The following is a 26,090-nucleotide window of genomic DNA, read 5'->3' as shown; positions in this document are numbered from 1 at the left end:
TGGTTCCTGATCGGTCTAGCTATATCCGGCCAGTCAGGATCAGCCACGCAGAACCGATATTGAGCAGTGAATAGATGCCGTAAGCCCAGACGACAGCCGGATATCCGTTCAGCGCGAGCGCCAGAGCAGCAATGAGGATCAGCAGTTCGCTGACGAACGCGATCCGGCGGCCAAGCCCCTGAGCCCGGAAGGCGATCTGCCCCAGCAGTGGATGCCCGCTCTCCATCACCGCGCGGTGAACCGCAAAATTGCCGATCCCGAATAGGAAGATGATGACCAGAGCCATTGTTTCACTCTCGCATAATCGCTCGTCGATTGCCAATGGCCGCCGGTCGGGCGGAATGCGGCGTCTGTCTGCCGTTGTTGCCTGTGGTCGTATCAATCACGCTCGTAATCGAAGCTTTGCTGAAAGGATCGTGCGTCGCGGGCATTGAAGAATGCACAGCAGGCCATTCGATCCCCCTGTCGAACCGGCACTGACTGTGGAGGAAACGATATGACCCGAACTCTCATTGCGAGCATCGCGATGGCCATGGCAGTCGGCACAATTGCCATCCCGGCTCACGCAGAATCGCTCTTCGTGAGCTATGCCGACCTCGATCTGACCTCTGCGGCCGGACAGAAGTCACTCGAAACCCGCATCAATGTCGCGGCCAAGCGCGTGTGCGGATATCATCAAGAGGTTCCGGGATCGCGCATTCGCACCCGCGAAGCCGAACAGTGCTACAAGCAAGCAGTCAATGATGCGACCCGGCAGGTCGCAGCGCGTATCGGCGACACCCGCCTCGGCGGCTGATCGCATCGCCCCCCAGGGCGACAACGCTGCGCCACCCCGAAGACAAGCGCAGCGGATAGGCCCGGACCGGTTCAGTCCCCCGGTCCGGGCCTTCTTTTGTCAGCCTCACAACTGGTACAAGTAGAGCGGATCACCGCCCGGCCATCGCCTTGACCTTACCCAGATAGGTGCGGCCGATCCGCAGCGATTCCCCGTCCTTCATTTCGACCGACCACACCCCCAAACCGTCATGGCGGAGTCCGCTGATTGCTTCGCGCCGCAGGATCGTCGAGCGGTGAATGCGGATAAACTCGGAAGGATCGAGCCGCTGCTCGAGCCCGGCGATGGTCTGCAACAGCAGGTAGGTCCGTCCGGCATCATCGGGGGTCGCAACATAGAGCCGCACATAATCACGCTCGGCATCGATCCGGTTGACCTGGTTTACGTCGATCCGGATCAGCTCCGATCGATGGGGAACCCACAATTCGGTCAGCCACTCGCTCGACTTGCCGATGGTTTCGCCGCGCCGGGTAAGCGCGCGGTCGATCGCGCGCTCGAGTCGGTCGGGCGCAACCGGCTTCAAGACATAGTCGACCGCATCGAGGTCGAACGCCTCGACCGCGAAGTGGTCGTGCGCGGTGACGAAAATGACAGCGGGGCGACGCTCGCGCTTGGCAAGCTTGCGCGCCACAGAGAGGCCGTCGACTTCTGGCATGGTCATATCGAGTAACAGCAGATCGGGCGAGAGAGCATCGACCAGCCGCAGAGCGGCCGCCCCGTCATTGGCAGTTCCGACGACGGACAGGTTCTCTAGCCTTGCGCAAATGACTTGCATTCGCTCGACCGCCAGCGGTTCATCGTCGACGATCAATGTGCGCAGTGTCTCGATGGTTTCAGGCTCAGCCATGGGTCCTCAAGGGCAAGCGGATTTCCGTACAATAGCCGATGTCGGTCGGCCCCGAAGTGATGTTTGCGTCCTTGCCGTAAAGCGCCTCGAGCCGGTCGCGCACATTGGTAAGCCCGATCCCGAAGCCCGGCTCGCCAAGGCCTTTTGCGCCCGGGCCATCGTCACACACGGTGATCGCCAGGCGGCCATAGTCTTCCCTGGCGGACACCTTGACGGTGACCGGCCGGTTCGTTCCGGCGACACCGTATTTGACCGAATTCTCGACCAGCGGCTGGAGGATCATGCCCGGAATCCGCGCAGCCGCCAATTCAGGGGGCAGTTCGAACACCGGTATGAGACGCTCTGGAAAACGCACGGATTCGATTTCGAGATAGTGCTGCTGGAGCGAGAACTCGTCTTCCAGCGCGACGAAGGCGGTCGGCTCGTTGGCAAGGCTGTGGCGGTAGAAATTGCTCAGCGCCTGGATCATTGCCTCGGCGCGGTCCGGCTTGCCGGTCATGACCAGTGCGCTGAGCGAGTTGAGAGAATTGAACAGGAAGTGCGGATTGACCTGATACCGCAGGCTGCGCAGCTCCGCCGCCTTGGCCGCGGTGCGGAACCGCTCGCCGCGCCGTTCGGCGGCACGCGCCAGCGAGCCGGTAAACATCGCGTGATAGAGCGCCGCCCAGGCAAGGAAGAGGAAGTAGCGGCTGACAGCCATGTCGAGCAGACCAAGCCAGCGGAACGATTCCATTTGCGCAGCCATCGAGTTCTGGGCCGGAGCCTGTCGGACCCTGTCGCTGGGGTCCTCGCCTTCGCCGTCTCGCGGATCGGTGCGGGTCGCGACATCGTCCAGCACGCTGCCGGTGTCCTGGCGCCCGAATTGACCGTAACCCTCCGCTTCCAGCCTGGCATTGATCTGCGCCTGAACGGGAGCGAACATGGTCTCGTTGATCTGCGCGAAGAGCGCCGCCGCTGGCAATGCAAGGATCAGGGCCGCGATGACCTTGATCCACATCGGCTTCATATCGAACAGCCGGAGCAGGAGCCACAATACAAGTGTGACAGCCGCCCCCCCGAGACAGACGATGACGCGCCGCCACAGCATCTCATTCTGGAGATCGAGTCCGAAAGCCTGCTGCAGCTCGTAGGACAGGATCATCCCGCGCAATGAGGTGAGCAGGAAATAAGCCAGCCACAGGCCGACGACCGAAAGGAGAACCGTACGCAGCGAAAGCGTCGGATCCTCGTTAATCTGGGGTTCACGCGCCATTATGGGCTCGCTTCTATCCTGCGGGTCGCGTGAGGGCCAGCGCCACGGTCGGAGCGACTCGTCCGTTCGTCGAGGATCGACGGCGGCACGCGTTCAGCAAGTGGGCAGATTTCAGTCGGCCAGCAAATGCTCCTCGGCGATGCGCTTTTTCCATTGTGCAGGAGCCAGCTTGTGGACGTTGTTGCCCCGTGCATCGACGGCGACGGTGACCGGCATGTTCTCGACGGTGAATTCGTAGATTGCTTCCATGCCCAGATCCTCGAAGCCGACCACCTTGGCTTCCTTGATCGCGCGCGCGACGAGATAGGCTGCGCCGCCGGTGGCCATCAGATAAGCGACCTTGAACCGGCTGATCACCTCGACCGCGTCGGCACCTCGCTCGGCCTTGCCGATCATCGCCAGCAGGCCGAGGTCGAGCATCATCTCGGTGAACTTGTCCATCCGTGTGGCGGTGGTGGGGCCAGCCGGGCCGACAACTTCGCCCATCACCGGATCGACCGGGCCGACGTAATAGATCGCGCGATCCCTGAAATCGACTGGCAGCTCCTCGCCCTTGGCCAGCATGTCCTGGATGCGCTTGTGCGCAGCGTCGCGCCCGGTCAGCATCCTGCCCGAAAGCAGCAGGCGGTCGCCGTGCTGCCAACTTTCGACCTCTTCCTGTGTGAGATGGTCGAGATCGACTCGCTTTGCCGCGCTGTCGGGCTGCCAGTGCACATCGGGCCATTCATCGAGCTTGGGGGGTTCGAGATAGGCCGGGCCGGTGCCGTCGAGCGTGAAATGCGCGTGGCGCGTCGCCGCACAATTGGGGATCATCGCCACCGGCTTGCCCGCCGCATGGCACGGCGCGTCGAGGATCTTGACGTCGAGCACGGTCGATAGCCCGCCCAGCCCCTGTGCGCCGACGCCCTGCGCATTGACGGCATCGAAGATGTCGATCCGCAGCTGCTCGAGATCGCTTTGCGCACCGCGCTGCTTGAGCTGCGCCATGTCGATCGGCTCCATCAGCGAAAGCTTGGCGAGCTTCATGCAATGCTCCGCCGTGCCGCCGATGCCGATGCCGAGCATCCCAGGGGGGCACCAGCCGGCACCCATCGACGGAATCTGTTCGATCACCCAGTCGACGATATTGTCGCTCGGGTTCATCATCTTGAACTTCGACTTGTTCTCGCTCCCCCCGCCCTTGGCCGCCACATCGATCGAAACCTCGTCACCGGGGACCATCTCGACCGAAAGTACGCAGGGCGTATTGTCGCGCGTGTTGCGGCGGGTGAACGCCGGATCGGCGAGGATCGAGGCGCGCAGCTTGTTTTCCGGGTGATTGTAGGCGCGGCGCACACCCTCATCGACCACATCCTGCAGGCTCATCGCCGAGTCGAGGCGACAGTTCTGACCCCATTTGACGAACACATTGACGATGCCCGTGTCCTGGCAGATCGGGCGATGCCCTTCGGCACACATCCGGCTGTTGGTGAGGATTTGCGCAATGGCATCCTTCGCAGCTGGCCCTTGCTCCGCTTCGTAGGCTTTGCCGAGCGCTCGGATATAGTCCATCGGGTGGTAGTAGGAGATGAACTGGAGCGCATCGCACACGCTTTCGATCAGGTCGCTTTCGCGGATCACCGTCATGTCGCTCATCGAATCCCCACTCCTTCCGGTCGATTGCGACCTTCTTTAGAACCGCCACACCCCTACCGTCAAAGAACTTGGCCCTTTGCCTGCAAACGCTTATGGCCCAAGGCAATTGACCCGCTGTGTTATTGGTGTAATACACATGAGTGTGATGGAATTCGAGACTGCCCGCCGTGCGATGATCGACAGCCAGCTGCGTACCAGCGGGGTGAACGAGGATTTCGTGCTCGCCCGCATGGCTGCCGTGGCGCGGGAGGATTTCGTCCCCGCTGGCTCTCGCGGGGTGGCCTATATCGACCGTGCGCTTCCGCTCGACAACGGCCGCCGCATCGCCGCGCCCCTGTTCTACGGAATGGCGCTCGCGGAGTCGCAACCCAAGCCTGATGACAGCGTCCTCGTCGTCGACGCCGGCAGCGGCTATTTTGCAGCGCTGGTCGAGCCTTTGGTCGCTTCGGTCGATGTTATCGCACCGGACGCTGCGGTGACAAAGTCGCGCAAGCGCAAGGCCTATTCGCTGGTACTGGTCGATGGCGCGATCGAGCATGTCCCGGCGGGACTGGCCGACCGGCTCGAAGAAGGTGGCCGGATCGTGACCGGCACGGTGACAAATAGCGTGACCCGCCTCGCGATCGGTCGCCGGTCGGCAGGCGATGTGGCTTTGCTGTCGCTGGCGGAAATCGGCATTCCGCGGTTGACCGAGTTCGACAAGCCGAAGGCCTGGAGCTTCTGATCATGTCTATCCGGGGAAGCTTCGCCGCACTGCTGGCAGGCGCAGCCTGCGTCGCCGCACCGGCGCAGGCGGACACACTGCGCGAGGCGCTGACCGGGGCTTACGTAAACAATCCCACGCTTGAGGGTGCTCGCGCACAGCAGAGGGCGACCGACGAGAATGTCCAGATCGAGCGGTCTGCCGGTCTGCCTTCGGTCGAAGGATCGGGCGCGCTGACCGAATTCCTGCGCCAGAACAACACCAGTTTCTTCACGCCCAAGCGGGTCCTCACCGCCGGGCTGGATCTCAATGTCCCGATCTATTCGGGCGGTGCCGTGCGCAACTCGGTCAAGGCGGCTGAGGAGCGTGTCGCAGCGGGCCGGGCCGATTTGCGCGGGGTCGAAAGCGCGATCTTCACGCAGGTGGTCGCAGCCTATATGGATATCCTGCGCGCGCAGGCGCTGGTCGGCTTGTCGCAGAACCAGGTATCGGTGTTGACCGTCAACCTGGAGGCGACCTCCGACCGGTTCGAGATCGGCGATCTGACCAGGACCGACATCGCACAGTCGCAATCCAGGCTTGCCTTGGCTGAAGGCGATCTGCGGAGCAGTGAGGCTGCGTTGATAGCCGCGCGCGAGGATTATATCGCGCTGGTCGGCAAGGCACCCGCCGATCTGCAGCCTCCACCGCCCTTGCCCGGCCTCCCGGCGAGCCCGGACGACGCTGTCGACTACGCGCTGGAGAACAACCCCGACATCATCGCAGCGCGCGAGCGAGCGCAGGCGGCGGGTTACGATATCGACGTTGCAGGATCGCAACGATTGCCGCGGCTTTCGGTTTTTGCCGGCTACGATTACCAGAACACGCTGGGCAGCGTCGCCGACGGGCCGCTTGACCCGACCGATCCGACCAGTCCGCTCGTTCCAAGCGACCAGACGGCAACGGCAGCGCAGGCCGGCATTTCGCTCCGCATCCCCCTGTTTCAGGGCGGGCGGCCTGCAGCACTCCAGCGCCAGGCTCAAGCTCGCGCCTCGGCAGCATTCGAGCAGGTCATCGCCGCCGAGCGCGACGTGATCGCTCAGGTGCGCGCATCCTATTCAAGCTGGCAGGCGGCGCTGGCGATTGTCGAGAGTTCACAGACTGCGGTATCCGCCGCCGAGCTTAGCCTCGAAGGGGTGCGGGCGGAGAACTCGATCGGCAATCGGACCATCCTCGATGTCCTGAATGCCGAGCAGGAGCTGCTTTCTGCTCGGGTCCAGCTGGTGACCGCACGGCGCAACGCCTATGTTGCCGGCTTCAGCCTGCTCGCCGCGATGGGCCGCGCAGAGGCGCGCGATCTGGGGCTGGATGGTGAAGGCGTTCTTTATGACCCGGTGGTCAACTACGATCGCGTGAACGGTAGCATCTGGGACTGGGATCGCGATCCCGACCCGGTCGCCAAGACCACGCGGACCGTTGACATTCCGGCACCGACCGCTGAAATCCCTGCGAGTGAATCACTGCCTGGCCAATAGGCTGAGCATGGCGGGGGCTTGATAGGATGCGTCAGGACAGCGAGGCTTCGGTCGAGGAAATTCTCGAATCGATCAAAAAGGTCATCGCGCGCGACAATCGTGCGGGCGCGGCGTCTGTACGCCAGCGGCGCGAGGTCGAAGGTGTGGTCGAGCGTTTGCCCGAGCCGGCGAGCGACGAGGAAGCTGACGAAATTCTCGATCTGGGCGCCGCCGACTTCGTTTCCGAAGCAGATGTCGACGATGACGATTCGACAATGGAAGCTCTGGTCAATGCCGAAGCACGCAAAGCGATGCGCGAGAATCTCGCCGCACTTGCCATGCTGGCCGAACCCGGCGTGCCGCCGCAGATCGTCCGTTCGGGGGAGACCTCGCTCGAAGGATTGGCGCGCGAACTCCTCCGCCCGATGCTGGCCGAGTGGCTCGATGCCAATCTTCCGGGAATGGTCGAGGACATGGTACGGGCGGAGATTGCCCGCATCGCCGGCAAGAAGGGCTAGGTCTCTCCTCGTTCACCGGCAAAATCCTTGCGTCGAGGCGCTGGGGATGTAGTCCTTCCGCGCATGATCAGGACACTCGGGCTTACCGCCTCTTTCGCCGCGCTGGCTCTTGCCGCGCCCGCCCATGCCGACCAGCGCAGCGCGTCCGAAAGCGCAAAGCCGCCGATGAGCGCGCAGGACCTCGTCACCATGCCTCGCCTCGGTGCGCCGGTGACGACGACGGACGGGCGGTTTGCAGTTTATACCGTCACCGAAACCGATCCCGAGACCTATGCGCGGACGGCGAAAGTCTACCTGCGCGACCTGGGCGACCTCAATGCCGATCCGGTGATGCTCGATCTCGGAGGCAGCGCGTCGGACTTCAGTTTCGGCTCGGACAATTGGCTCTATTTCCTGTCCGATCGCGCACTTGGTGGAGAGGCCGAAGGTTATTCGCGGGTCTGGCGCGCAGCGCTCGAAGCGAATGGAAATGTGACCGGGCCGATGCCGGTGCTCGATGCCAAGCGCAGCATCGACGGATACAAGCTCGCCCCGGATGCCGGGAAGATCGCCGTGTGGGCGGAAATCGCCCGCGATTGCCCCTCGTTCGGCTGCGACAAAGACGGCACGGCGCATCTTCCGGGGCCGGGCACCGGGCGGCTCTACGAGGGCGACGGCGGATTCTATCGCCACTGGGACCAGTGGGAGACGCCGGGCACCTACAGCCGCGCTTTTGTGTTCGGATTGCAGAACGGGGCGGCAACCGGTGATCCAGTCGCACTTGATGGGCCAGCCGGCGAGAACGCGCTGGTCGGCGACACTCCGACCAAGCCATTCGGTGGCGGAGAGGACCTTGCGTGGGCTGCGGACTCCTCGGGGCTGTGGTTCGTCGCGCGGCAAGCCGATGCGAAAGAGCCCTATTCGACCGACACCAATATCTGGTGGAACGGCCTGTCCGGAGCGGCGCCGGTGAACACCACGGCGGCGAACAGGGGTTACGACCTGCTGCCCTCGCCCTCGCCCGACGGTCGCTATCTCGCCTATGTCGCGATGGCGCGGCCCGGCTACGAAGCCGACCGACAGGTCATCCATCTGCGCGACCTCAAGAGCGGCGAGACCCGCGCGCTGACGCAGGCGTTCGACCGAAGTTTCGGATCGCTGTGGTGGACGCCCGATTCGAAGTGGATCCTGGCCACCGCGCAGGATGTGCTCGATACGCCCGTCTTCCGGATCGATCCGAAGAGCGGCAAGGTCGAGGAGCTCGACCTGATGGCCGGCAACGAAGCGCATATCGGAAGCGTCGCGGCGCTGCCGGGCAATCGCCTGCTGTTCACCCGCGACGCGATAAGCTCGCCTGCCGAGCTGTATCTGGCGCAGGACTGGAAGCAGGCTCGGCCGCTGACTTCGGTCGGCGCGGCGATCCTAGGCGAGCGCGAATCGGTGGTGACGACGCGCTTCAGCTTCGCCGGGGCGGGCGGTGAGACCGTGTGGGGCCAGATCACCAAGCTGGAGGGGCACGAGGGGCCGATGCCTGCGATCCTCTATGTTCACGGGGGCCCGCAGGGTTCCTTCAACGATGCATGGTCAAGCCGGTGGAACCCGCGCGTGGTCGCGAGCCAGGGCTACGCGGTGATCTCGGTCGATTTCCACGGCAGCACCGGATACGGGCAGGACTTCACAGATGCGATCAACCGGGACTGGGGCGGCAAGCCGCTTGAAGACCTGCAGAAGGGGTTGGCGGCCGCGCTCGAACTCGATCCGCAGATCGACGGTGCAAACGCCTGCGCGATGGGCGCGAGTTACGGCGGCTACATGATGAACTGGATCGCCGGGCAGTGGCCCGGCCGGTTCAAGTGCCTGGTCCAGCACGACGGCCTGTTCGACATGCGCAGCTTCTACTACGCGACGGAGGAAACCTGGTTTCCCAAATGGGATTTCGGAGGTTCCTATGCCGAGCAGAAGGATCTGTACGAAAAGTGGAACCCGGTGAACCACGTCGACAAATGGCAAACCCCGATGCTGGTCATCACCGGTGAGAAGGATTTCCGGGTTCCCTATACCCAAGGATTGCAGAGTTTCATGGTGCTGCAGGAACGCGGCATCCCGTCGCAATTGTTGGTCTTCCCCGACGAGAACCACTGGGTGCTCAAACCGAAAAACTCGCTCCAGTGGCACAATACCGTGTTCGCATGGCTCGACCGCTGGCTGGGTGAAGGCGGTGCCAGGGACGCCCAAGCCGAGTGACGAGAGAGAGCAAGCTGCGCAAGGCGCGCCGCGCGCTCGAAACGGTCGGCGGTGAGACGCTCGAGCGGCACATCTTCCTGTGCGCGATCTCCGAGAAGCAGAAATGCTGCAATCGGGAAGAAGGCAAGGAAGCCTGGGCCTATCTAAAAGGCCGTCTCAAGGCACTTGGCCTAGCGGGACCAAGAAGGACCGATGGAACGGGCGGGGTTCAGCGCACCAAGGCCGATTGCCTGCAAGTGTGCGCCGCCGGGCCCGTTGCTGTGGTCTGGCCGGACAACGTCTGGTACCACTCGTGCTGCCCCGAAGTGCTCGAACGGATTATCCAGCAGCACCTGATTGGCGGTGAGCCGGTAGAGGAATTCCGGTTGCGCGGTCCGGCGGCGAGTTAGGGTCAGGACCTATTAGTCGCGCAGAGCGTGGTTTGAAGCAATTGGCCCTGTAGCGAGGAGCGGGAGCGCAGGAAATGCGGCGCATTTTCAAGCTTCTGCGACACTGCACCGGGGCCAATTGGTCAAGTCCCTTCGGGACGTCAAAATGACTTCGATCTCAGTTGGAACTGCCCTTGGAACGGCAACCAGCCTTCCCGGTGGGCAGTTCGCCCGATATTTTCGTCATTTTGACGCCACGCCTGCGCGACGAATAGGTCCTGACCCTAGTTGTCGTCTTCGCCATTGTCCGGCAGCCGGTTGTCGACCGAAGCATCGTGTCCGGTTCCGTTCGACAGAAACACCAGACCCATCAGCGCACCTGCCAGCAGCATGGTGAAGCCAACGCCGATGGCAATGGCGATGTAATAATGCACCGACGCCGGGCTGCTTCCATCGTAAAGCATCGCGAGTGCCACCGCGACGACGCCGATCGTCAGCAGCAGCATCATGCGCATCGCCCGGCGGTACCGCGCCCAGGCGAAAGCGGCCTTTTCCGGATCGTCGAGAGGCGATTTGGCGACCATCGCCTTGCGTCATGGGGACTTCACCGTGCGCTGGCAACCGTTCGCAACCGGTGCGTTTGGCGAATTCGGGCTTTCGTGGCACAATCGCGGGCCGGACAAGGAGGCCCAGCCATGGAGATTGCCCAGCTCATCGCAGGACGCGCCAGCAGCGAGATCGTCACCGCCGACATCGCCATGTCGGTCAGACAGGTGGTGGCCATCCTCGCCGAACGGCGGATCGGGGCGATCCCGGTGATGGACGGCGGCAGGGTGGTCGGAATATTTTCCGAACGCGACGTGCTCTACCGCCTGGCGGATCAGGGCGCGGCGTGTCTCGACCAGCCGGTCGAGCAGGTGATGACGGCCCCGCCGATCACGGTCGACCGGCGGACCAGCACGCTCGAGGCGCTGGGGCTGATGACGCGCCGCCGGATTCGCCACCTGCCGGTGGTCGACGATGGGCATATGTGCGGCTTCGTCTCGATCGGCGATCTCGTAAAATCGCGGATGGACGAGATCAGCCACGAGGCCGAAGCACTGCGCGATTACATCCAGACCGCTTGAGACTGCCGCGAGGGCGCACTACATCGCTGCAATGGCCGAAGCTCTCACCCTTACCCCAGCCGCCGCGAAGCGCATCGCGCTGATCGCCGAGAAGCAGGGCAAACCGGCGATCCTGCGCCTGTCGGTCGAAGGCGGCGGCTGCTCCGGCTTCCAGTACAAATTCGATCTCGCGCAGGCGGCGGAAGACGACGATATGGTGAGCGACACTGCAGGGGTCCGGCTGGTGGTCGATCCGGTGTCGCTCGATCTGGTGTCGGGCAGCACGGTCGATTTCGTCGAATCGCTTGGCGGGGCGGCATTCAGGGTCGAGAACCCGCAGGCCGCGGCCGGTTGCGGCTGCGGGTCGAGCTTCGGGATTTAGATTAGACCTGCGGCGACCGATCGGGCATCACGCCCGGCATGAAAATCGCCAGCTTCAATATCAACGGGATCAAGGCCCGCCTGCCGCGGCTCAAGGAATGGCTCGAGGAAACCCGCCCCACCGTCGCCTGCCTGCAGGAAATCAAGACGATGGACGACGGCTTCCCGGCCGACGAGTTCGCAGCCATCGGCTACAATGCGATCTGGCACGGGCAGAAGAGCTTCAACGGCGTCGCCATTCTCGCCGATGGAATCGAGCCGGTTGAAATTCAGCGCGGCCTCGGGATCGACGGGCCGAAGGACGGCGAGGGCGAACAGGCGCGCTATCTCGAGGCGGAGGTTGGCGGTGTGCGGGTCTGCAATCTCTACCTCCCCAACGGCAATCCGCATCCGGGGCCGAAGTTCGACTACAAGCTCGCGTGGATGGCCAAGCTGCGCGAACGGATGACAGAAATCAGGGAGCAGGAGGTCCCGGCGATCGTGCTGGGTGACTTCAACGTCATCCCGGAAGATAAAGATGTCTGGTCACCCAAGGCGATGGCGTCGGATGCGCTGATGCAGCCCCAATCGCGCGACGCCTATGCGCGCTTTCTCGGCGACGGGTGGACCGACGCGATCGATACGTTCAACCCGCGCGGCGGGGTGTGGACCTATTGGGATTATCAGGCGGGTGCATGGCAGCGCGACCACGGGTTCCGCATCGACCACCTGCTGCTTTCGCCCGAGCTGGCGGACCGTTTGGTGGCTGCGGGCGTCGACAAGGAGCATCGGGCGCGGGAAAAGGCGAGCGATCACGCCCCGGTGTGGGTCGAACTGCGCGACTGATGCGAAACGTCCCCCGGCGCAGGAGCGACGAGGGTCGTTTCTCGCATCTGTATGCGGGCTAGCTCAGCGGTAGAAAATGTGCGTGTCGATGGTTGCCCGCGCCACTTTGGTGCGGCTCCATTTCGGGCTGACGTAGCGCGCGTGAAAATAGAGCGAGTCTCTTGCTTCGCTTTCCCACAGGCCCTCGTGCGCGATGCGGGCGACCGCCTTGGCCTGGTTCCACGCCGCAGAGCCGCGGCTGATGCGCGGCATCGAGCCGCCGCGGACGAAGGAGAACTGGCCGGGCTGATAGACCACGCCGCAATAGCTCGACGGGAAAAGGTCCGATTCGCTGCGGTTGATCACCACCTGCGCAACGGCGAGTTGGCCGGCGAGCGGTTCGCCGCGCGACTCGAAATATACCGCCCCGGCGAGACATTCCATCTCGCGCGACAGCGTTTCGGGTGTGGCGATGTTCGCAACCAGCTCGCGCAACGAGCCTGCCGACACGGCGGCTTCGACGTCAGGCGTTTCGGGCTGCGCCGGAAGAGGCTGGACGACTTCGCCCGCCACGAATTCGGGCACGACCTCTTCGGTGAGAGGTTCGGCAGCGATTTCCTGTTCGACGCCCTGCTGGGCGTTCGCGCCGGAAATCTCGGCGCTGGCAAATCCGGTCACGATCGTCGCGGCAAGCGCGATCGTTCCGGTCATACGGGTCTTGGAACGCATTGGTTTTCGTCAATGAGCGGTGGACGAGCTCGGGCGCAGGCGGGACCTGTTTCGCGTTGATTGCGTTGTAAGGGCGGGTCCGGTTGTTCAGCCTGCCGGCTGTCCCCCGTCTGCGTGCTTGCCAGATGGCCGAATTGCCACCCGAGCCGCCTGCGCACTCGGAAGTTCGAGCGGTCAACTAGTTTCAGATGAAATCAAGTCAACCTATTTATGCTGCATTGCGGCAAAACGTTCCGCATCTGCGATATCCAGCTCGACGATCCAGATATCGCCGTCCTGTTGGCGGCGCTTGGTTAAGTAATCGTTGAATTCCCACGGCTTTTTTGAGTCTTGCGCCCGGGTTAGCGAGAATTCCCGGGTGCCGTCGAGCTTGGGCATGCGCTCGTAAAGCCTTGCGTTCGTTCCGTTTTCAACCGCGACGATCAGGATCGTACCGGCATCGGACTCCCCCTTGGCCAGCACGGTGGCGAAGCCGCCCGCAGCCTGCACCGCGCGAATCAGGCCATTGACCTCGACATGCGCCGGAAGACGACCGTCCAACGCTCAGCCTCGGTGCGCTTGGTAGCCAGGCAGGCCCGACAGCGCGATATGCGAGCGCATGAAAGTGCCGGTCCCACGCCCGATCTCGTCGCCTTCGGCATCGATCAGACGCGACTCCGCGACGAACACGCGCCGCCGTCCGCTGATCCAACGGCCTTCAGCGACCACCTGGCCCTGCCGCACGGGCTTGGTGAAATGAAGGTTGAACGAGGTCGTCAGCAGAAAGCGGTCGCTGACGAGCGTGTTGGCGGCATAGAACGCCGCATCGTCGAGCATCTTGAAATAAATCGTCCCATGCGCGGCACCGGCGGCATGGAACGATTCCTCGGTCACCTCGAACACCAGCCGCGAACTTCCGCGACCGGCAATCTCGAGCTTCGACTGAAACAACGAGTTCACCGGCGCGGAGGCATAGAGCGCCTCAAGCGCCCGGTAATGCGTTTCCGCTGCGGCGGCATCGCTGCCGAGCGGATCGCGATCGAGTTCGTCAGGCGGCGTCACGGTCCAGGTGATTGGTCAACAGAGCGAACAACGCCTCACCATCGACCGATTCGACCAGAGCACGGTGCATCGCTTCGTCGCGGACGATCCGCGATATGGCCGCCAGCGCCTGCAGATGACTGGCGCCCGCATTTTCTGGGGAGAGCAATCCGAACACGAGCTCGACCGGCATCCCGTCAGCCGCTGCAAAGTCGATCGGCTCCTCCAGGCGGAGGAGGACGGCGACCGGACGCGAGATGCCGGCAATCCGGGCATGCGGAATGGCGACGCCGCGGCCAAAGCCCGTGCTGCCGAGCGCCTCGCGCTCAAGCAGGGATTCGAGCACGACTTCGCGGTCGACCTTGTACACGGCAGCGAACCGATCAGCGATCGCTTCTAGGACGGCCTGTTTACCTGCCACTCCGGCGGTGAACACGGCCTCTGGCAAAAGTTTGAAATGAACGTGCATTGATCCTGAAATTCGATTGGTCCCGGGCAAACCCTTGGTCGGGAAATCCGACGCGCTGAATTCACCAGTTCCCGCTATCCGGTCGATCCTTCGAGGCGATATGTCGGCCTGTCAGGTCAGTGCGGCTCGACCCAGCCGATCGATCCGTCGCGGCGGCGGTAAACCATATTGTGTCGCCCGGTGCCAGCATTTTTGAAGAACAGCGCGTTGGTATCGCGCAGATCGAGCATCATGACAGCATCCGCAACCGACGCCTCAGGTATGTCGACCAGGGTCTCCGCCACCACAGGCGGCGAATCGGCGACTTCTTCCTCATGCGCTTCGGGTTCGTCATAGGCGAAGATGGTATAGGCCGCCTCTTCCTCGCGCGCGGCATAATTGGTCTGCTCATGGCGATCCTTCAGCCGCCGCTTGTAGCGGCGCAGCTGCTTGTCGATCTTTTCCGAAGCCTGGTCCAGTGCCTGATGGGCATCGTGCGCCTCGGCGTGGCTCTTGAGGATCAGACCCTGCATGACATGGGTGACGATGTCGCAGCTGAAAGCTCCGCCAGGAGCCTTGCCGAACGTGACCTGCGAAGAGAGCGCTCGATTGAAGTATTTCTCGACAATTCCGTTGAGCCTGTCCGTTGCATGATCCTGCAGTGCTGTGCCGGTTTCCACTTGGTGGCCGGAAATGCGGATATCCATCGTCGCTCCTTCTCGTAGTTGGCGAGGTACCGGGGGGGCCCCGCTATCTGCCCCAAAGCGGGGTTTCGATCGTGCCTATAAAGTCGCGATGGCGCACAAGTTCCGCCTCGCTTGCAAAATGCGGTCGCGGTGCACGCACCTGGCGTTCGGCGCATACGGGCACGTGCAAAGTGTCGATGGCGGCCGTATCGGGCGCGGCTTCGGCGAGCCCGAGGCCGATCTGCCGTCCCCCGGTCAGCTCGACATAGACCTGCGACAGCAGTTCGGCATCGAGCAGTGCTCCATGCTTCACACGATGGCTGCGATCGACGCCGTAACGGGTGCACAGCGCATCGAGCGAAAGCTTGGCACCGGGATGCCGTTTGCGCGCGATGGCGACCGTATCGATCATTCGCGTCAGGCAGACCGGTTCCCGCCCAATCAGTGCGAGTTCATTGTTGAGAAAACCGAAGTCGAATCCCGCATTATGCGCCACCAGTTGCGCTTCCCCGAGAAACTCGAGCAAGGCATCAGCCAGTTCGGCAAACAGCGGCTTGTCCGACAGGAAAGCGCTCGACAACCCATGCACCGCTTCGGCACCGGCCGGCATATCGCGCTCGGGATTGAAATACGCGTGGAAGGTCTCGCCGGTTGGAACCCGGTTGATCATTTCGATGCACCCGATTTCGACCATCCGGTCACCCGTTCTGGGGTCGAGTCCGGTGGTTTCCGTGTCGAAAACGATTTCACGCATCTGTCATACTATCGGCCCGAAGCCCCGCTCCTGCAAGGGGTGTTGGCGCTAATTTTTGGCGCGATCCTCATTGCTGAGCGCGGCAACCAGCTTCGGTATAAGCGCAAGCACCTGATCTTCGGTTTGCGCAAGTGAAGTGCCGGTGTCGATCACATGGTCGGCGAGCGCGCGCTTCTCGGCATCGGGCACTTGCAGCGACAAGATATGGGCGAGCTTGTCCTCGCTCATGCCCCGGCGGGCAAGCACCCTCCGGCGCTGGGTTTCGGCGGGGGCCGACACGACGACGACGACATCGACCTGGCGGTTTCCGCCCTTCTCGAACAACAGCGGAATATCGAACACCACCAGCGGCGCGCCCGCATGTTCGATCAGGAAGGCCGCGCGCTTGCGGGCAACGGCAGGATGGACAATCGCCTCCAGCCGCGCGAGTGCCGCCAGGTCGCCGAACACCCGCTTCCCGAGTGCGTCCCGGTCGAGACCTTCGGGGCCGGTCGACCCAGGGAATTCGGCTTCGATCGCCGGCAACAGTTCGCCCCCCGGGCCCTGCATCGCACGGACCTCGGCATCGGCATCGAACACCGGAACACCCGCGCCATGAAACATTGCGGCAACGGTAGATTTGCCCATCCCGATAGAACCGGTGAGACCGACGATCACTGCGCGGGTCATGATACGAGCCTTTCGCGCAATTCGGCATCCTGCTCGCGCGGGGGATGGATGCCAAAGAAGAGTGCGAATGCGGCGTCGGCCTGTCCGACCAGCATCGACAAGCCGTTGAGTGTCTCGTGACCGGCACTGCGCGCCGCCTTGAGGAAGGGCGTTTCCAGAGGATCGGTCACGATATCGTATGCGATGCTGCAAGGCGGGGCATGGCTCCAGTCGAACGCCAGCGCGGGCTGACCGCGCATGCCGAGCGGGCTAGCGTTGACGACAAGGTCCAGCACCCCTTCGCGATCGTCGAACGCGAAATCGGTCGGGTCTGCAAAATGCGCCAAGTCGACCGCATAGTGCTCGCCGTGTGGGGCAAGTTCGTCGAGCAATGACTGTGCCTTCGACCGATCGCGCCCGGCCAGCACCAGTGTGAAGCCGTGGTCCGCAAGCCCCGCGACGATAGCGCGCGCCGCGCCGCCGGTGCCGAGAATGCGCGCCATGCGGAAAAGATGGCGATCTGCAAGGTAGGGCTGCAACGGTTCGAAAAAGCCTGCGCAATCGGTGTTGAAGCCCGTGAGCAGTCCATCCGAGCCGCGCACGACGGTGTTCACTGCTCCAATCCGAACCGCCAGCGGATCCAGCCGATCGAGGTGAGGCATGATGGCTTGTTTATGCGGCATGGTAACATTGCACCCGCGCCACAGGGGATCGGACCTGTGTGCGGCAAGGTAGCTCTGAAGCTCATCGTGTGCCACGCGTTCGCGACGATAAGCTGCTTCGATCCCGGCCTTGTCGAGCCAGAAACCGTGAATCGCCGGTGATTTCGACTGCGCGATCGGATCGCCGATGACTTCCGCATAGGGCCGCGTCACGTCGTCAGCACTCCCAGTTCGCGCAAGGCGCCGAGCACCTGCAACAGCGGCATGCCCAGCACGGTGAACTGGTCGCCGTCGATCCGGTCGAACAATTGCACACCCAGCGCCTCGATCCGGAACACGCCGACGCAATGGGATACCTCGGGCCATTCGGCGTCGAGGTATTCGGCGATGAAATCCTCGCTCAGGTTGCGCACGGAGAGGCACGCAATATCGTGCCCGACCCATGCAGGCTTGCCGCCGCGCACCAGGCTGGCTGCGCTGTGGAGTTCGATCACCTTACCCGAAAACGCGCGCAAATGATCGGCGGCATCATCGCGCGACACAGGCTTGTCGAACCTCCGCCCCTCGACCGCCACCAGCGAATCGCTTCCCAACACCCATGCATCCGGCCGAACGGCAGAAACCGCAGCTGCCTTGGCCACCGCCAGCGCCTGCGCCACTTCTTCGGCCGGAGAACCCGCCATTTCGATTTCCAGCGCGCGTTCGTCGATCCCCGCCGGGATCGCTTCATACGCCAGTCCCGCAGCATCGAGCATCGCCCGGCGCGAGGCGCTTTTCGAAGCGAGGATAAAACCGCTGCCCGAAAGAACGCGCGCGGTCATATCGGTTTGCTGCCTTCGAACTGATCGTCGGCCCTTCGATCGCGCTCGCCGAGCAGGCGGATGACGGCGGCTGCGGTTTCCTCGATCGATCGCCGCGTGACGTCGATCACCGGCCAGCCGTTGTCGGCGAACATCCGCCGCGCGAACTGGATCTCGTCGCGCACCTTTTCGCCGTCGACATAAGAGGTCTCGGTTCCCTCGTTGAGGCTGAGCAGGCGATTGCGGCGGATCTGCACCAGCCGCTCGGGTGCGGTGGTCAGCCCGACAACCAGCGGCCTTTTGAGCTGGAACAAGCTCGATGGTGGCGGGCTTTCGATCACCAGCGGGATATTGGCGGTCTTGTAGCCGCGGTTAGCGAGATAGATACTGGTCGGCGTCTTCGAGCAGCGCGACACGCCTGCCAGCACGATATCGGCTTCCTCCCAGTCTTCCCACCCGACCCCGTCGTCATGCGCGATGGTATAGTGAATCGCATCGACCCGGCTGAAATAGGCATCGTCCATCAGATGCTGGCGACCCGGGCGGCCATGCGCTTCCTGCCCCAGCTGCGCCTCGAGCGCTTCGGTCACCGCATCGAGCGCCGGAACTGCGGGCAGGCCGAGCTGGCGGCAATGCTCCTCCAGCCGCGCGCGGGTTTCGGGGTTGACCAGAGTGAACAGCACCAACCCAGGATTGCTCGCCAGCTCCGGAACGATCCGGTCGAGGTGCTGGCGCGAGCGGACCATGGGCCAGAAATGGCGCACGATATCCGCGTCCTCGAACTGGGCGAGCGCGGCCTTGGCGACCATCTCCAGCGTTTCGCCGGTCGAATCGGATACGAGGTGGAGGTGCAGGCGGCTCATGCAGCGAGAGATCGCATTCGGGCTGTGGACAATGCCCGGCATAAACCATGGCACAGCCCTGGCGACAAGTTCGGAGCGCGATTCCATGCCCACTGCGAGTCCTGCCCACGGCAATTTGTGGACAGGCTCGCCCGGTTGTCGACAGGCTGGGGATAGCGGGGAGACATTGTGTTTGACTCAAGCGTTCCGCAGAGTCGCATAGCGCCGACCGGCTGTTCAAAACGGGAGAATTCGGGCACGGCACGCTTGTCCCCGCAATCCACAGGGCCAACAGACTCCTTCAACCCTTTTATAAAATTTCATTTTATTGTTAGGAAGGCTCGATGCCCGGTATTCTTCTCGACACATTGCGCGGTTCGCGGGGCGATCAGGTTCCGATGTGGCTTATGCGTCAGGCAGGTCGCTACCTGCCGGAATACCGCGATCTGCGTGCCGAGAAGGGTGGTTTCCTGGCGCTTGCCTACGATAGCGAAGCGGCGGCCGAAATTTCGCTTCAGCCAATCCGCCGGTTCGGTTTTGATGGGGCGATTCTGTTTTCGGACATCCTCGTGATTCCGCATGCCATGGGGCAGGATCTGTGGTTCGAAGCGGGCGAGGGGCCCCGGCTGGCACCCCCACTGGTGGACGCGGTATGGCAGGCGCTCGAGACCGCAATGGACCGGCTCGATCCGATCTATGAAACTGTGCGCCTGACGCGCGCGGCGCTCGGTCCCGAAACCACTATGCTCGGTTTTGCCGGCAGCCCGTGGACCGTCGCGACCTATATGGTGGCTGGGCAGGGCTCGAAGAACCAGGAAGAAACGCGTGCGCTGGCCTATCGCGATCCTGCTGCTTTCGCTTCGCTGATCGAGGCGATTGAGATTGCGACGGTGGACTATCTCGTCGCGCAGATCGATGCCGGGGTGGAAGCGGTGCAGCTGTTCGACAGCTGGGCGGGCAGCCTCGCACCCGACCAGTACGAACGCTGGGTGATCGCGCCCAATGCGCGGATCACCGCACAGCTCAAAGCGAAGCGCTCCGAAACCCCGGTGATCGGTTTTCCCAAGGGTTCGGGGGAGAAGTTGAGCGCCTATGCGCGCGAGACAGGGGTGGATGCCGTCGGGGTCGACGAAACGATCGATCCGCACTGGGCGGCGCGTGAATTGCCCGCAGGTATGCCGGTGCAGGGCAATCTCGATCCCCTTCTGCTCTTGGCTGGTGGCGACGCACTTCATGCACGGGTCGAAGAGGTGCTTCGCGCCTTTGCGGACCGGCCGCACGTATTCAATCTCGGCCACGGAATCGGCCAGTTCACCCCGATCGAGCATGTCGAGGCCCTCGTGGCACAAGTCCGCAGTTGGCAGGGGTGACGCGGGCCCAAGCCGGGACTATACCGCGCCAATGCAGGAATTCCTCACATTGACCTACTACTGGCTCAAGGCGGGCCACATCATCTTCATGGTGTTCTGGATGGCCGGCCTGTTCATGCTGCCGCGCCAGATGCTCTATCTGCACCCGGCCGCGGCAGGATCGGCGGAAGCCGCCATGTGGGACAAGCGGATGGGTCTGTTGCGCAAGATCATCCTCACCCCCAGCATCGTCGTGGTGTGGGTGCTTGGCCTGCTGCTCGCATCGCATATTGGTGCCTTCAGCCAGGGGTGGTTCCACGCCAAGCTGCTGCTGGTGATCGCGCTGTCAGGCTACCACGGCTGGATGGTGGTGCAGGCGAAGAAGATGGTTGCCGGTGACCGGCCATTGAGCGAGAGGCAGCTGCGGCTGTGGGGTGAGTTCCCCGCGATTATCCTTGCCCTGGTTGTCGTTCTGGTGATCGTCAAACCGTTCTGATCGCACGACAGCATAGCCGGTAGCGATTTTTGCCTGATTGACGCGGCACCGGCGCAGGCGTATCTGCGCTCCATCTCCGGCTGAGGTTCCCGATCTGCGGAACCGGGTCTGCTTTCTCCAAGCCCCATGACCTGCCGGCCATTCTCCATTCTGGACTCGAATTATGCATCTCAAAGAACTCAAAGCAAAAACCCCGGCCGAGCTCGTCAGCATGGCCGAAGAACTCGGCGTCGAGGGCGCTTCGACCATGCGGCGGCAGGATCTGCTGTTCAGCATCCTGCGCGAGCTGGCCGAAGACGAGGAATATGACGAAAAGATCATGGGCATCGGCACGATCGAGGTGCTGCAGGACGGCTTCGGCTTCCTGCGCAGCCCCGAGGCGAACTATCTTGCCGGCCCGGACGATATCTATGTCTCACCGAACCAGGTCCGCAAATGGGGCCTGCGGACCGGCGATACGGTCGAAGGCGAGATTCGCGCACCGCGGGAAGGTGAGCGCTATTTCGCGCTGACCAGCCTTGCGAGCGTCAATTTCGAGGATCCCGACCAGGTGCGCTTGCGGACCAATTTCGACAACCTCACCCCGCTCTATCCCGACGAAAAGCTTTCGCTCGATACGCTCGACCCGACGGTGAAAGACAAGAGCGCGCGGGTGATCGACATCATCTCGCCGCAGGGCAAGGGCCAGCGGGCGCTGATCGTCGCCCCACCACGCACCGGCAAGACCGTCCTGCTGCAGAACATCGCCAAGGCGATCACCGACAACCATCCCGAAGTGTTCCTTCTCGTGCTGTTGGTCGACGAGCGGCCCGAGGAAGTCACCGACATGCAGCGCAGCGTGAAGGGCGAGGTGATCTCCTCGACCTTCGACGAGCCTGCCACGCGCCACGTGCAGGTCGCCGAAATGGTGATCGAGAAGGCCAAGCGGCTGGTCGAGCACAAGCGCGACGTCGTGATCCTGCTCGATTCGATCACCCGCCTCGGCCGTGCCTACAACACCGTGGTGCCGAGCAGCGGAAAGGTGCTGACCGGCGGTGTCGACGCCAACGCCCTCCAGCGCCCCAAGCGCTTCTTCGGCGCCGCGCGCAACATCGAAGAAGGCGGGTCGCTTTCGATCATCGCCACTGCACTGATCGATACCGGCAGCCGGATGGACGAAGTCATCTTCGAAGAGTTCAAGGGCACGGGTAACTCGGAAATCGTGCTCGACCGCAAGGTCGCCGACAAGCGCATCTTCCCCGCGCTCGATGTGGGCAAGAGCGGCACCCGCAAGGAGGAACTGCTGGTCGAGAAGGACAAGCTGTCCAAGATGTGGGTCCTGCGCCGGATTCTCATGCAGATGGGCACGATCGATGCGATGGAATTCCTGCTCGACAAGATGAAGGATTCGAAGACCAACGAAGACTTCTTCGCTACCATGAACCAGTAATCCTCGCGTGGCGATCGAACAGCAGGTTCGCGCGCTTATCGGGGCCGGCCGGCAGGCCGATGCTGTTGCGCTGGTCGAGCGTGAGGCGGCGGGGGGCGATACGTGGTCGCAATTCTGCCTCGCGCAATGGAAGCTGCAGGGGCAAGGCGTTCCACTCGATGTCGCAGGGGCGGTTGCCTGGCTCGAGCGCGCTTCGGCGGCAGGAATGGCGCAGGCGTCGATGGCGCTGACCACGTTCTATGCCACCGGCACGGGCTGTTCGGAGAATCCCGAGCGTGCACGCGAGTTGCTTCAAAGCTTGCGGTCCAACGTCGGTTTCGCGGAGGCGCAGATGCGGGTGCTCGAGCAGGTCGTCGAACCGCAGGATATCCGCTTCGAAACCTTGTCCGAGACACCGCTCGTTCGGATCTATCGCGGGGTGCTGGCTCCGGTCGAAAGTCGTTCGATCCGCGAACTGGCCGAGCCTTTGCTGGAACCTTCATTCGTGATCGATCCTGCAAGCGGGCGGCGCATTCCGCACCCGGTGCGCACCTCGACCGGGATGAGCTTCGGCCCGCTGGGCGAGAACCTGGTGATCAATCGCATCAACCGGCGCATAGCGAGACTGACCGGCACCGAATATGCATGGGCCGAACCGCTGCACGTGTTGCGCTACACGCCGGGTCAGCAATACCGCGCGCATGTCGATGCCTTACCGGGGGTCTCGAACCAGCGGAAGCTGACCGCGATCCTGTTCTGCAATCAGGGCTTTGAAGGCGGCGAAACGGCGTTTCCGCAGATTGGGCTCGAAGTGCGGGGCAACGAGGGCGATATGCTGCTGTTTGCCAACACCCTGCCTGACGGACGATCCGACCCTGCCAGTGAGCATGCCGGCCTGCCGGTTACCGCCGGAGAGAAGTGGATCGCGACTCGGTGGATTCGCCAGCGGCGTTACCACCCGTGGGAGCCGGAGACGGCGCGCTAGGCCGATTTCGCCTGTTCGAGTTGCGCGGCCATCATCTCCCATACCTTGTTTACCGCCTTCAGCGGGCGAACCATCACCTTGAACTCGGCGATCATCCCGTCGTCGTCGAACCGGATCAGGTCGATGCCGTTGACGTGAATGCCCTCCATTTCGGTGGTGAATTCGAGCATCGCGTCATTCCCGTCGACCAGCTCGCGGACATAGGCGAAGCTCTCGTTACCGAGCGTTTGCCCAGCAGCGGAGAGATAGGCGACCACGATCGGGCGACCGACCTGCGGGGTATGCACCACCGGCGAATGGAACACGGCATCCTCGCGGATTATCGCGGCCAGCGCCGCGGGATCGCTGCCAGACCTGATCGCTTCGTGCCAGCGGGCGAGACCGATCTTTGCACTCATTCCATCACTCCTCTCAAGGTTGCTGCATGCTTGGCACCACGTGTCGGCGCAAGTCCAGAGGATGAATCCCCTGCGGGAAGGCTCGCCGCGTCTCGCTACGGGGTTTGCCCGGCCAATGCATTGAAATAGCTGCCAACATGGCTCTTATTGCGTTTCGGCGGACTTGCGCTATTCGAACTCCATGCTGCGCCAGTATCTCTATATCAGCACAGCCGGGGGGCTCGACAACGCGGCCATCGAGCACATCCTCGAGGCCTGCCAGCGCAACAACCGTGTGCGCAATGTGACCGGGCTGCTGCTCTACAACGGACGCAACTTTCTGCAATTGCTCGAAGGCGAGGCGAGCGATCTGTTCTGGGTCATGCGCAAGATCGGCAGCGATCCACGCCACAGCGGGGTAAGCTGGCTAGCGGATCGCGCGGTCGACGAGCGGGCCTGCCCAAGCTGGCTGATGCGGCATATCCGCTTGGTTGACGATCTCGACCAGCGCCGGGCGGCGCTCGACAGCGAGCTGCCGGACGCACTCGACCCGGCCTTGCGCGAGATCATGCTGAATTTTGCGGCGCTGAATTGATGACGGGAAGCGCAGCGGACGATTGCCTGGCGCTGGTGGCAATCGTCGTTTCGCGAGTCGAGGCTGCAGTCCTGGTTTCAATGATCGAGGCCAATGGCATCCACGTGCATATCGGCGGCTTCTGGCACGCTTCGGTTGAAGTCAATTCGCTCGCACTCGGGGGCCATCGATTGTATGTCGCGGCGGGCGAGCATGCTGCGGCCAGCGAACTGCTGCGCGAGGCCGGTGTCGAAGCGAGCTGGTCTTTCAGCTATGGTGCCCGGCGGGCTGTCTTGCGATTTCTTGCCCTGCCGCTGAGTATTGCCGGGTTGACGATCGGCGCGGGCATCGCGGCCGGTGCGTTGCCGTTTTGGGTCCTGTTGCAGGTGCCTTTCGCTGTGCTTGGGGTTCCGGTCAATCCGCAGGGACGCCCAGACTATTTTCTCTCGCCGAAGCCAGCCTGACGCGAATGTGAGCTTGTTGCTTGCCGAACAGCTCCAGGCGACCCACATAGCGACTTGTAGGCCGAACGAGGGAGGAATGACGATGAAGGTCCAGATCGAGATCGATTGTACGCCTGAAGAGGCCCGGACCTTCATGGGTCTGCCCGATGTCGATAGGGCCAATGCGGTCTATGTCGATACCATCACCAAGGCGATGAAGGGCGTATCGAGCCCCGACCAGTTGCAGGAATATGCCAAGCATCTCGCGCCGATGGGGCAGATCGGAATGAAGCTGTTCCAGAATTTCGTCGAGGGCGCGGCTTCGGCCGGCATGGGTTCGGCACGCAGCGGCAAGGGCAAGTCGGACTAATGAGCGCCGCCCGCTGACGGCTATGGATACGATCTTCGCGCTATCGAGCGGGCGGCCCCCCGCAGCCATTGCCGTAGTGCGGGTATGCGGGCCAGCCGCGTGTCACGCGCTCGAAGCACTCGCCGGTTCGCGTCCTCGACTGAGGGAGGCGAGGCTTAGGGTGCTGCGCGATGCGAGCGGCGATGTCCTGGATCGTGCGATGGTTATCTGGTTTCCCGGCCCCGACAGTGCGACTGGAGAAGACACCGCCGAATTCTACCTCCACGGCGGAGCTGCGGTGGTTGTGGCAGTCGAACGTGCACTGGGTGCCTTGCCGGGATTGCGCAAGGCCGAGCCGGGTGAGTTTACCCGTCGTGCGTTTGCCAACGGTCGGATCGATCTTGCCGAGGCGGAGGGTCTGGCCGATCTGCTGGAGGCGGAGACCGAACTGCAGCGGCGCCATGCCGTCGCGCTGGCGGGGGGAGCGCTCTCGCAACAGGTCGAGTTATGGCGCGAAGAGGTGCTTGGCCTTTCCGCGCAGGTCGAGAGCGCGCTCGACTTCTCCGATGAAGGCGATGTCGGTGGCCTGGATTCCGGATTTGTTTATGCGGTCGAACGGTTGGCGGGTGAAATCGGCTCATGGCTCGAACAACCGCGGGCCGAAAAGCTGCGTGAGGGGTTCAGGGTCGTGCTCGCTGGGCCACCCAACGCCGGAAAGTCAAGTCTGTTCAATGCCTTGATTGAGGAAGAGGCGGCGATTGCTACCCCGATCCCCGGCACAACCCGCGATGTGCTCGAACGTTCGGTATCGCTTGGTGGGTTGCCGTTCACCTTCGTCGATACAGCCGGTTTGCGCGAGGACAGTGACGACGCGATCGAGACTATCGGGATCGCGCGCGCGCGCGCGCAGGCGGCGCAAGCCGATTGCGTGCTGTGGCTGGGGGCGGAGGGAGAGGGCCCACAGGGTTCTTGGGAAGTTGCCACAAAGTACGATCTCGATGGTGGGCATGGCAATCCGAACGCCGCGTTTCATGTCTCCGCTGTGAGCGGCGAAGGTATCGCGGCCCTGCGGGGCGCGTTGATCGACCATGCGCGCGTGGCCATGCCGTCGCCCGACAGCGTTGCGCTCAACGCGCGGCAGCATGCTCTGATGAGCCAACTCCATTCCGCGCTGGAGGCGATGGGAGAATCACAGGATCTTCTGATCATCGGCGAGAACTTGAGATACGCCCGGCGGATGTTGGATGACATGATCGGGCGCACCTCGACCGAGGATATGCTCGACGCATTATTTGGACGATTTTGTATCGGCAAATAGGATTGTTTCAGGTGGAACGTTTGCTCGCTCGCGCTGC

33 protein-coding genes are annotated in these 26,090 nt (G+C 63.0%); 17 read left to right on the top strand and 16 right to left on the bottom strand.

The features are described from left to right. Positions 1-19: 19 nt before the first annotated feature. The gene (locus tag NSO95_RS11085) at positions 20-286 is read right to left on the bottom strand and encodes a hypothetical protein (protein WP_257596302.1); all 267 of its coding nucleotides are present in this window, start codon (positions 284-286) and stop codon (positions 20-22) included. Positions 287-496: 210 nt separating this feature from the next. On the opposite strand from NSO95_RS11085, the gene NSO95_RS11080 reads away from it, so the two are divergent. Continuing rightward, entirely contained in the window at positions 497-796 is a 300-nt protein-coding gene (locus NSO95_RS11080; RefSeq protein ID WP_257596301.1) for a UrcA family protein, read from the top strand. A gap of 130 nt (positions 797-926) precedes the next feature. Here NSO95_RS11080 and NSO95_RS11075 read toward each other — a convergent pair whose 3' ends face one another. The 3 genes from NSO95_RS11075 to NSO95_RS11065 form a co-directional block, all read right to left on the bottom strand. Then, a complete protein-coding gene (locus NSO95_RS11075; RefSeq protein ID WP_257596300.1) occupies positions 927-1,682 on the bottom strand; it encodes a LytR/AlgR family response regulator transcription factor in 756 nt (251 codons plus the stop codon). Further along, positions 1,675-2,934, bottom strand: coding sequence for a sensor histidine kinase (locus NSO95_RS11070; RefSeq protein ID WP_257596299.1), 1,260 nt, complete (start codon positions 2,932-2,934; stop codon positions 1,675-1,677). Before NSO95_RS11070 ends, NSO95_RS11075 begins: the two co-directional genes overlap by 8 nt. Before the next feature lie 111 nt (positions 2,935-3,045). Further along, a complete protein-coding gene (locus NSO95_RS11065; RefSeq protein WP_257596298.1) occupies positions 3,046-4,569 on the bottom strand; it encodes a fumarate hydratase in 1,524 nt (507 codons plus the stop codon). Between the two features lie 145 nt (positions 4,570-4,714). On the opposite strand from NSO95_RS11065, the gene NSO95_RS11060 reads away from it, so the two are divergent. From NSO95_RS11060 to NSO95_RS11040, 5 genes are all read left to right on the top strand, one after another. Then, positions 4,715-5,293, top strand: coding sequence for a protein-L-isoaspartate O-methyltransferase family protein (locus NSO95_RS11060; RefSeq protein WP_257596296.1), 579 nt, complete (start codon positions 4,715-4,717; stop codon positions 5,291-5,293). Between the two features lie 2 nt (positions 5,294-5,295). Continuing rightward, a complete protein-coding gene (locus tag NSO95_RS11055) occupies positions 5,296-6,786 on the top strand; it encodes a TolC family outer membrane protein (RefSeq protein ID WP_257596295.1) in 1,491 nt (496 codons plus the stop codon). Between the two features lie 26 nt (positions 6,787-6,812). Then, complete coding sequence (locus tag NSO95_RS11050; RefSeq protein WP_257596294.1) at positions 6,813-7,283, top strand: DUF2497 domain-containing protein; 471 nt, start codon at positions 6,813-6,815, stop codon at positions 7,281-7,283. Between the two features lie 63 nt (positions 7,284-7,346). Next, complete coding sequence (locus NSO95_RS11045) at positions 7,347-9,506, top strand: alpha/beta hydrolase family protein (RefSeq protein WP_257596293.1); 2,160 nt, start codon at positions 7,347-7,349, stop codon at positions 9,504-9,506. Next, positions 9,503-9,895, top strand: coding sequence for a (2Fe-2S) ferredoxin domain-containing protein (locus tag NSO95_RS11040; protein WP_257596292.1), 393 nt, complete (start codon positions 9,503-9,505; stop codon positions 9,893-9,895). The genes NSO95_RS11045 and NSO95_RS11040 overlap by 4 nt, the downstream gene beginning before the upstream one ends. A gap of 263 nt (positions 9,896-10,158) precedes the next feature. Here NSO95_RS11040 and NSO95_RS11035 read toward each other — a convergent pair whose 3' ends face one another. Beyond that, the gene (locus tag NSO95_RS11035) at positions 10,159-10,458 is read right to left on the bottom strand and encodes a tail fiber assembly protein (protein ID WP_257596291.1); all 300 of its coding nucleotides are present in this window, start codon (positions 10,456-10,458) and stop codon (positions 10,159-10,161) included. Between the two features lie 111 nt (positions 10,459-10,569). Between NSO95_RS11035 and NSO95_RS11030 the strand changes: the two genes are divergently transcribed. From NSO95_RS11030 to xth, 3 genes are read left to right on the top strand one after another with little or no spacing between them, the layout of a single operon-like run. After that, entirely contained in the window at positions 10,570-11,001 is a 432-nt protein-coding gene (locus NSO95_RS11030) for a CBS domain-containing protein (RefSeq protein WP_257596290.1), read from the top strand. Between the two features lie 31 nt (positions 11,002-11,032). Further along, on the top strand, positions 11,033-11,362 hold the full coding sequence (erpA, locus tag NSO95_RS11025) for an iron-sulfur cluster insertion protein ErpA (protein ID WP_257596289.1): 330 nt from the start codon (positions 11,033-11,035) through the stop codon (positions 11,360-11,362). A gap of 38 nt (positions 11,363-11,400) precedes the next feature. After that, positions 11,401-12,186: an exodeoxyribonuclease III gene (xth, locus tag NSO95_RS11020; protein ID WP_257596288.1), complete on the top strand. Its 786-nt coding sequence runs from the start codon at positions 11,401-11,403 to the stop codon at positions 12,184-12,186. A gap of 63 nt (positions 12,187-12,249) precedes the next feature. Here the strand turns inward: xth and NSO95_RS11015 are convergent, their stop codons facing one another. The 10 genes from NSO95_RS11015 to NSO95_RS10970 form a co-directional block, all read right to left on the bottom strand. Next, positions 12,250-12,894, bottom strand: a complete 645-nt coding sequence (locus NSO95_RS11015; protein WP_257596287.1) for a cell wall hydrolase — start codon at positions 12,892-12,894, stop codon at positions 12,250-12,252. Between the two features lie 204 nt (positions 12,895-13,098). Further along, a complete protein-coding gene (locus NSO95_RS11010) occupies positions 13,099-13,434 on the bottom strand; it encodes a DUF1491 family protein (RefSeq protein ID WP_257596286.1) in 336 nt (111 codons plus the stop codon). 3 nt (positions 13,435-13,437) lie between these two features. Further along, complete coding sequence (locus tag NSO95_RS11005) at positions 13,438-13,935, bottom strand: PaaI family thioesterase (protein WP_257596285.1); 498 nt, start codon at positions 13,933-13,935, stop codon at positions 13,438-13,440. Next, complete coding sequence (locus NSO95_RS11000; RefSeq protein ID WP_257596284.1) at positions 13,922-14,383, bottom strand: PTS sugar transporter subunit IIA; 462 nt, start codon at positions 14,381-14,383, stop codon at positions 13,922-13,924. The genes NSO95_RS11005 and NSO95_RS11000 overlap by 14 nt, the downstream gene beginning before the upstream one ends. 116 nt (positions 14,384-14,499) lie before the next feature. Continuing rightward, the gene (gene hpf, locus NSO95_RS10995; RefSeq protein ID WP_257596283.1) at positions 14,500-15,069 is read right to left on the bottom strand and encodes a ribosome hibernation-promoting factor, HPF/YfiA family; all 570 of its coding nucleotides are present in this window, start codon (positions 15,067-15,069) and stop codon (positions 14,500-14,502) included. A 43-nt stretch (positions 15,070-15,112) separates the two neighbouring features. Continuing rightward, entirely contained in the window at positions 15,113-15,802 is a 690-nt protein-coding gene (dnaQ, locus tag NSO95_RS10990; protein WP_257596282.1) for a DNA polymerase III subunit epsilon, read from the bottom strand. A 48-nt stretch (positions 15,803-15,850) separates the two neighbouring features. Then, entirely contained in the window at positions 15,851-16,471 is a 621-nt protein-coding gene (gene coaE, locus NSO95_RS10985; protein ID WP_257596281.1) for a dephospho-CoA kinase, read from the bottom strand. After that, positions 16,468-17,325, bottom strand: a complete 858-nt coding sequence (locus tag NSO95_RS10980; protein WP_257596280.1) for a shikimate dehydrogenase family protein — start codon at positions 17,323-17,325, stop codon at positions 16,468-16,470. The genes coaE and NSO95_RS10980 overlap by 4 nt, the downstream gene beginning before the upstream one ends. Further along, positions 17,322-17,933: a Maf family protein gene (locus NSO95_RS10975; RefSeq protein ID WP_257596279.1), complete on the bottom strand. Its 612-nt coding sequence runs from the start codon at positions 17,931-17,933 to the stop codon at positions 17,322-17,324. Before NSO95_RS10975 ends, NSO95_RS10980 begins: the two co-directional genes overlap by 4 nt. Continuing rightward, positions 17,930-18,775 (bottom strand): pyruvate, water dikinase regulatory protein, encoded by an 846-nt coding sequence (locus tag NSO95_RS10970; RefSeq protein ID WP_257596277.1) that lies wholly within the window; start codon positions 18,773-18,775, stop codon positions 17,930-17,932. Before NSO95_RS10970 ends, NSO95_RS10975 begins: the two co-directional genes overlap by 4 nt. 323 nt (positions 18,776-19,098) lie before the next feature. Here NSO95_RS10970 and hemE point away from each other — a divergent pair, with 323 nt between their 5' ends. The 4 genes from hemE to NSO95_RS15360 all read left to right on the top strand — a co-directional run bounded on the left by hemE (position 19,099) and on the right by NSO95_RS15360 (position 22,992). After that, the gene (gene hemE, locus NSO95_RS10965) at positions 19,099-20,124 is read left to right on the top strand and encodes a uroporphyrinogen decarboxylase (RefSeq protein WP_257596276.1); all 1,026 of its coding nucleotides are present in this window, start codon (positions 19,099-19,101) and stop codon (positions 20,122-20,124) included. 31 nt (positions 20,125-20,155) lie between these two features. After that, positions 20,156-20,599 carry a CopD family protein gene (locus NSO95_RS10960; RefSeq protein WP_257596275.1) on the top strand — a complete coding sequence of 148 codons (444 nt, stop codon included), beginning with the start codon at positions 20,156-20,158 and terminating at the stop codon, positions 20,597-20,599. A 163-nt stretch (positions 20,600-20,762) separates the two neighbouring features. Then, the gene (rho, locus tag NSO95_RS10955) at positions 20,763-22,028 is read left to right on the top strand and encodes a transcription termination factor Rho (RefSeq protein WP_257596274.1); all 1,266 of its coding nucleotides are present in this window, start codon (positions 20,763-20,765) and stop codon (positions 22,026-22,028) included. Positions 22,029-22,035: 7 nt separating this feature from the next. After that, complete coding sequence (locus tag NSO95_RS15360; protein WP_257596273.1) at positions 22,036-22,992, top strand: 2OG-Fe(II) oxygenase; 957 nt, start codon at positions 22,036-22,038, stop codon at positions 22,990-22,992. Here the strand turns inward: NSO95_RS15360 and NSO95_RS10945 are convergent. Then, complete coding sequence (locus tag NSO95_RS10945) at positions 22,989-23,390, bottom strand: nuclear transport factor 2 family protein (protein ID WP_257596272.1); 402 nt, start codon at positions 23,388-23,390, stop codon at positions 22,989-22,991. The two genes, NSO95_RS15360 and NSO95_RS10945, sit on opposite strands and share 4 nt — an antisense overlap. A gap of 181 nt (positions 23,391-23,571) precedes the next feature. Between NSO95_RS10945 and NSO95_RS10940 the strand changes: the two genes are divergently transcribed. The 4 genes from NSO95_RS10940 (at position 23,572) to mnmE (ending at position 26,053) form a co-directional block, all read left to right on the top strand. After that, the gene (locus NSO95_RS10940) at positions 23,572-23,964 is read left to right on the top strand and encodes a BLUF domain-containing protein (RefSeq protein WP_257596271.1); all 393 of its coding nucleotides are present in this window, start codon (positions 23,572-23,574) and stop codon (positions 23,962-23,964) included. Then, a complete protein-coding gene (locus NSO95_RS10935; RefSeq protein ID WP_257596270.1) occupies positions 23,964-24,407 on the top strand; it encodes a hypothetical protein in 444 nt (147 codons plus the stop codon). Before NSO95_RS10940 ends, NSO95_RS10935 begins: the two co-directional genes overlap by 1 nt. Before the next feature lie 82 nt (positions 24,408-24,489). Next, complete coding sequence (locus NSO95_RS10930) at positions 24,490-24,756, top strand: DUF6489 family protein (RefSeq protein ID WP_257596331.1); 267 nt, start codon at positions 24,490-24,492, stop codon at positions 24,754-24,756. Positions 24,757-24,778: 22 nt separating this feature from the next. Next, positions 24,779-26,053: a tRNA uridine-5-carboxymethylaminomethyl(34) synthesis GTPase MnmE gene (gene mnmE / locus NSO95_RS10925; RefSeq protein WP_257596269.1), complete on the top strand. Its 1,275-nt coding sequence runs from the start codon at positions 24,779-24,781 to the stop codon at positions 26,051-26,053. Positions 26,054-26,090: the final 37 nt, after the last annotated feature.

It is taken from the genome of Parerythrobacter lacustris (assembly GCF_024626475.1).
In the GTDB taxonomy this organism is placed as follows: domain Bacteria; phylum Pseudomonadota; class Alphaproteobacteria; order Sphingomonadales; family Sphingomonadaceae; genus Parerythrobacter_A; species Parerythrobacter_A lacustris.
The sequence above is the reverse complement of the archived record's forward strand: the minus strand, read 5'-3'. Positions and strand labels throughout refer to the sequence as shown.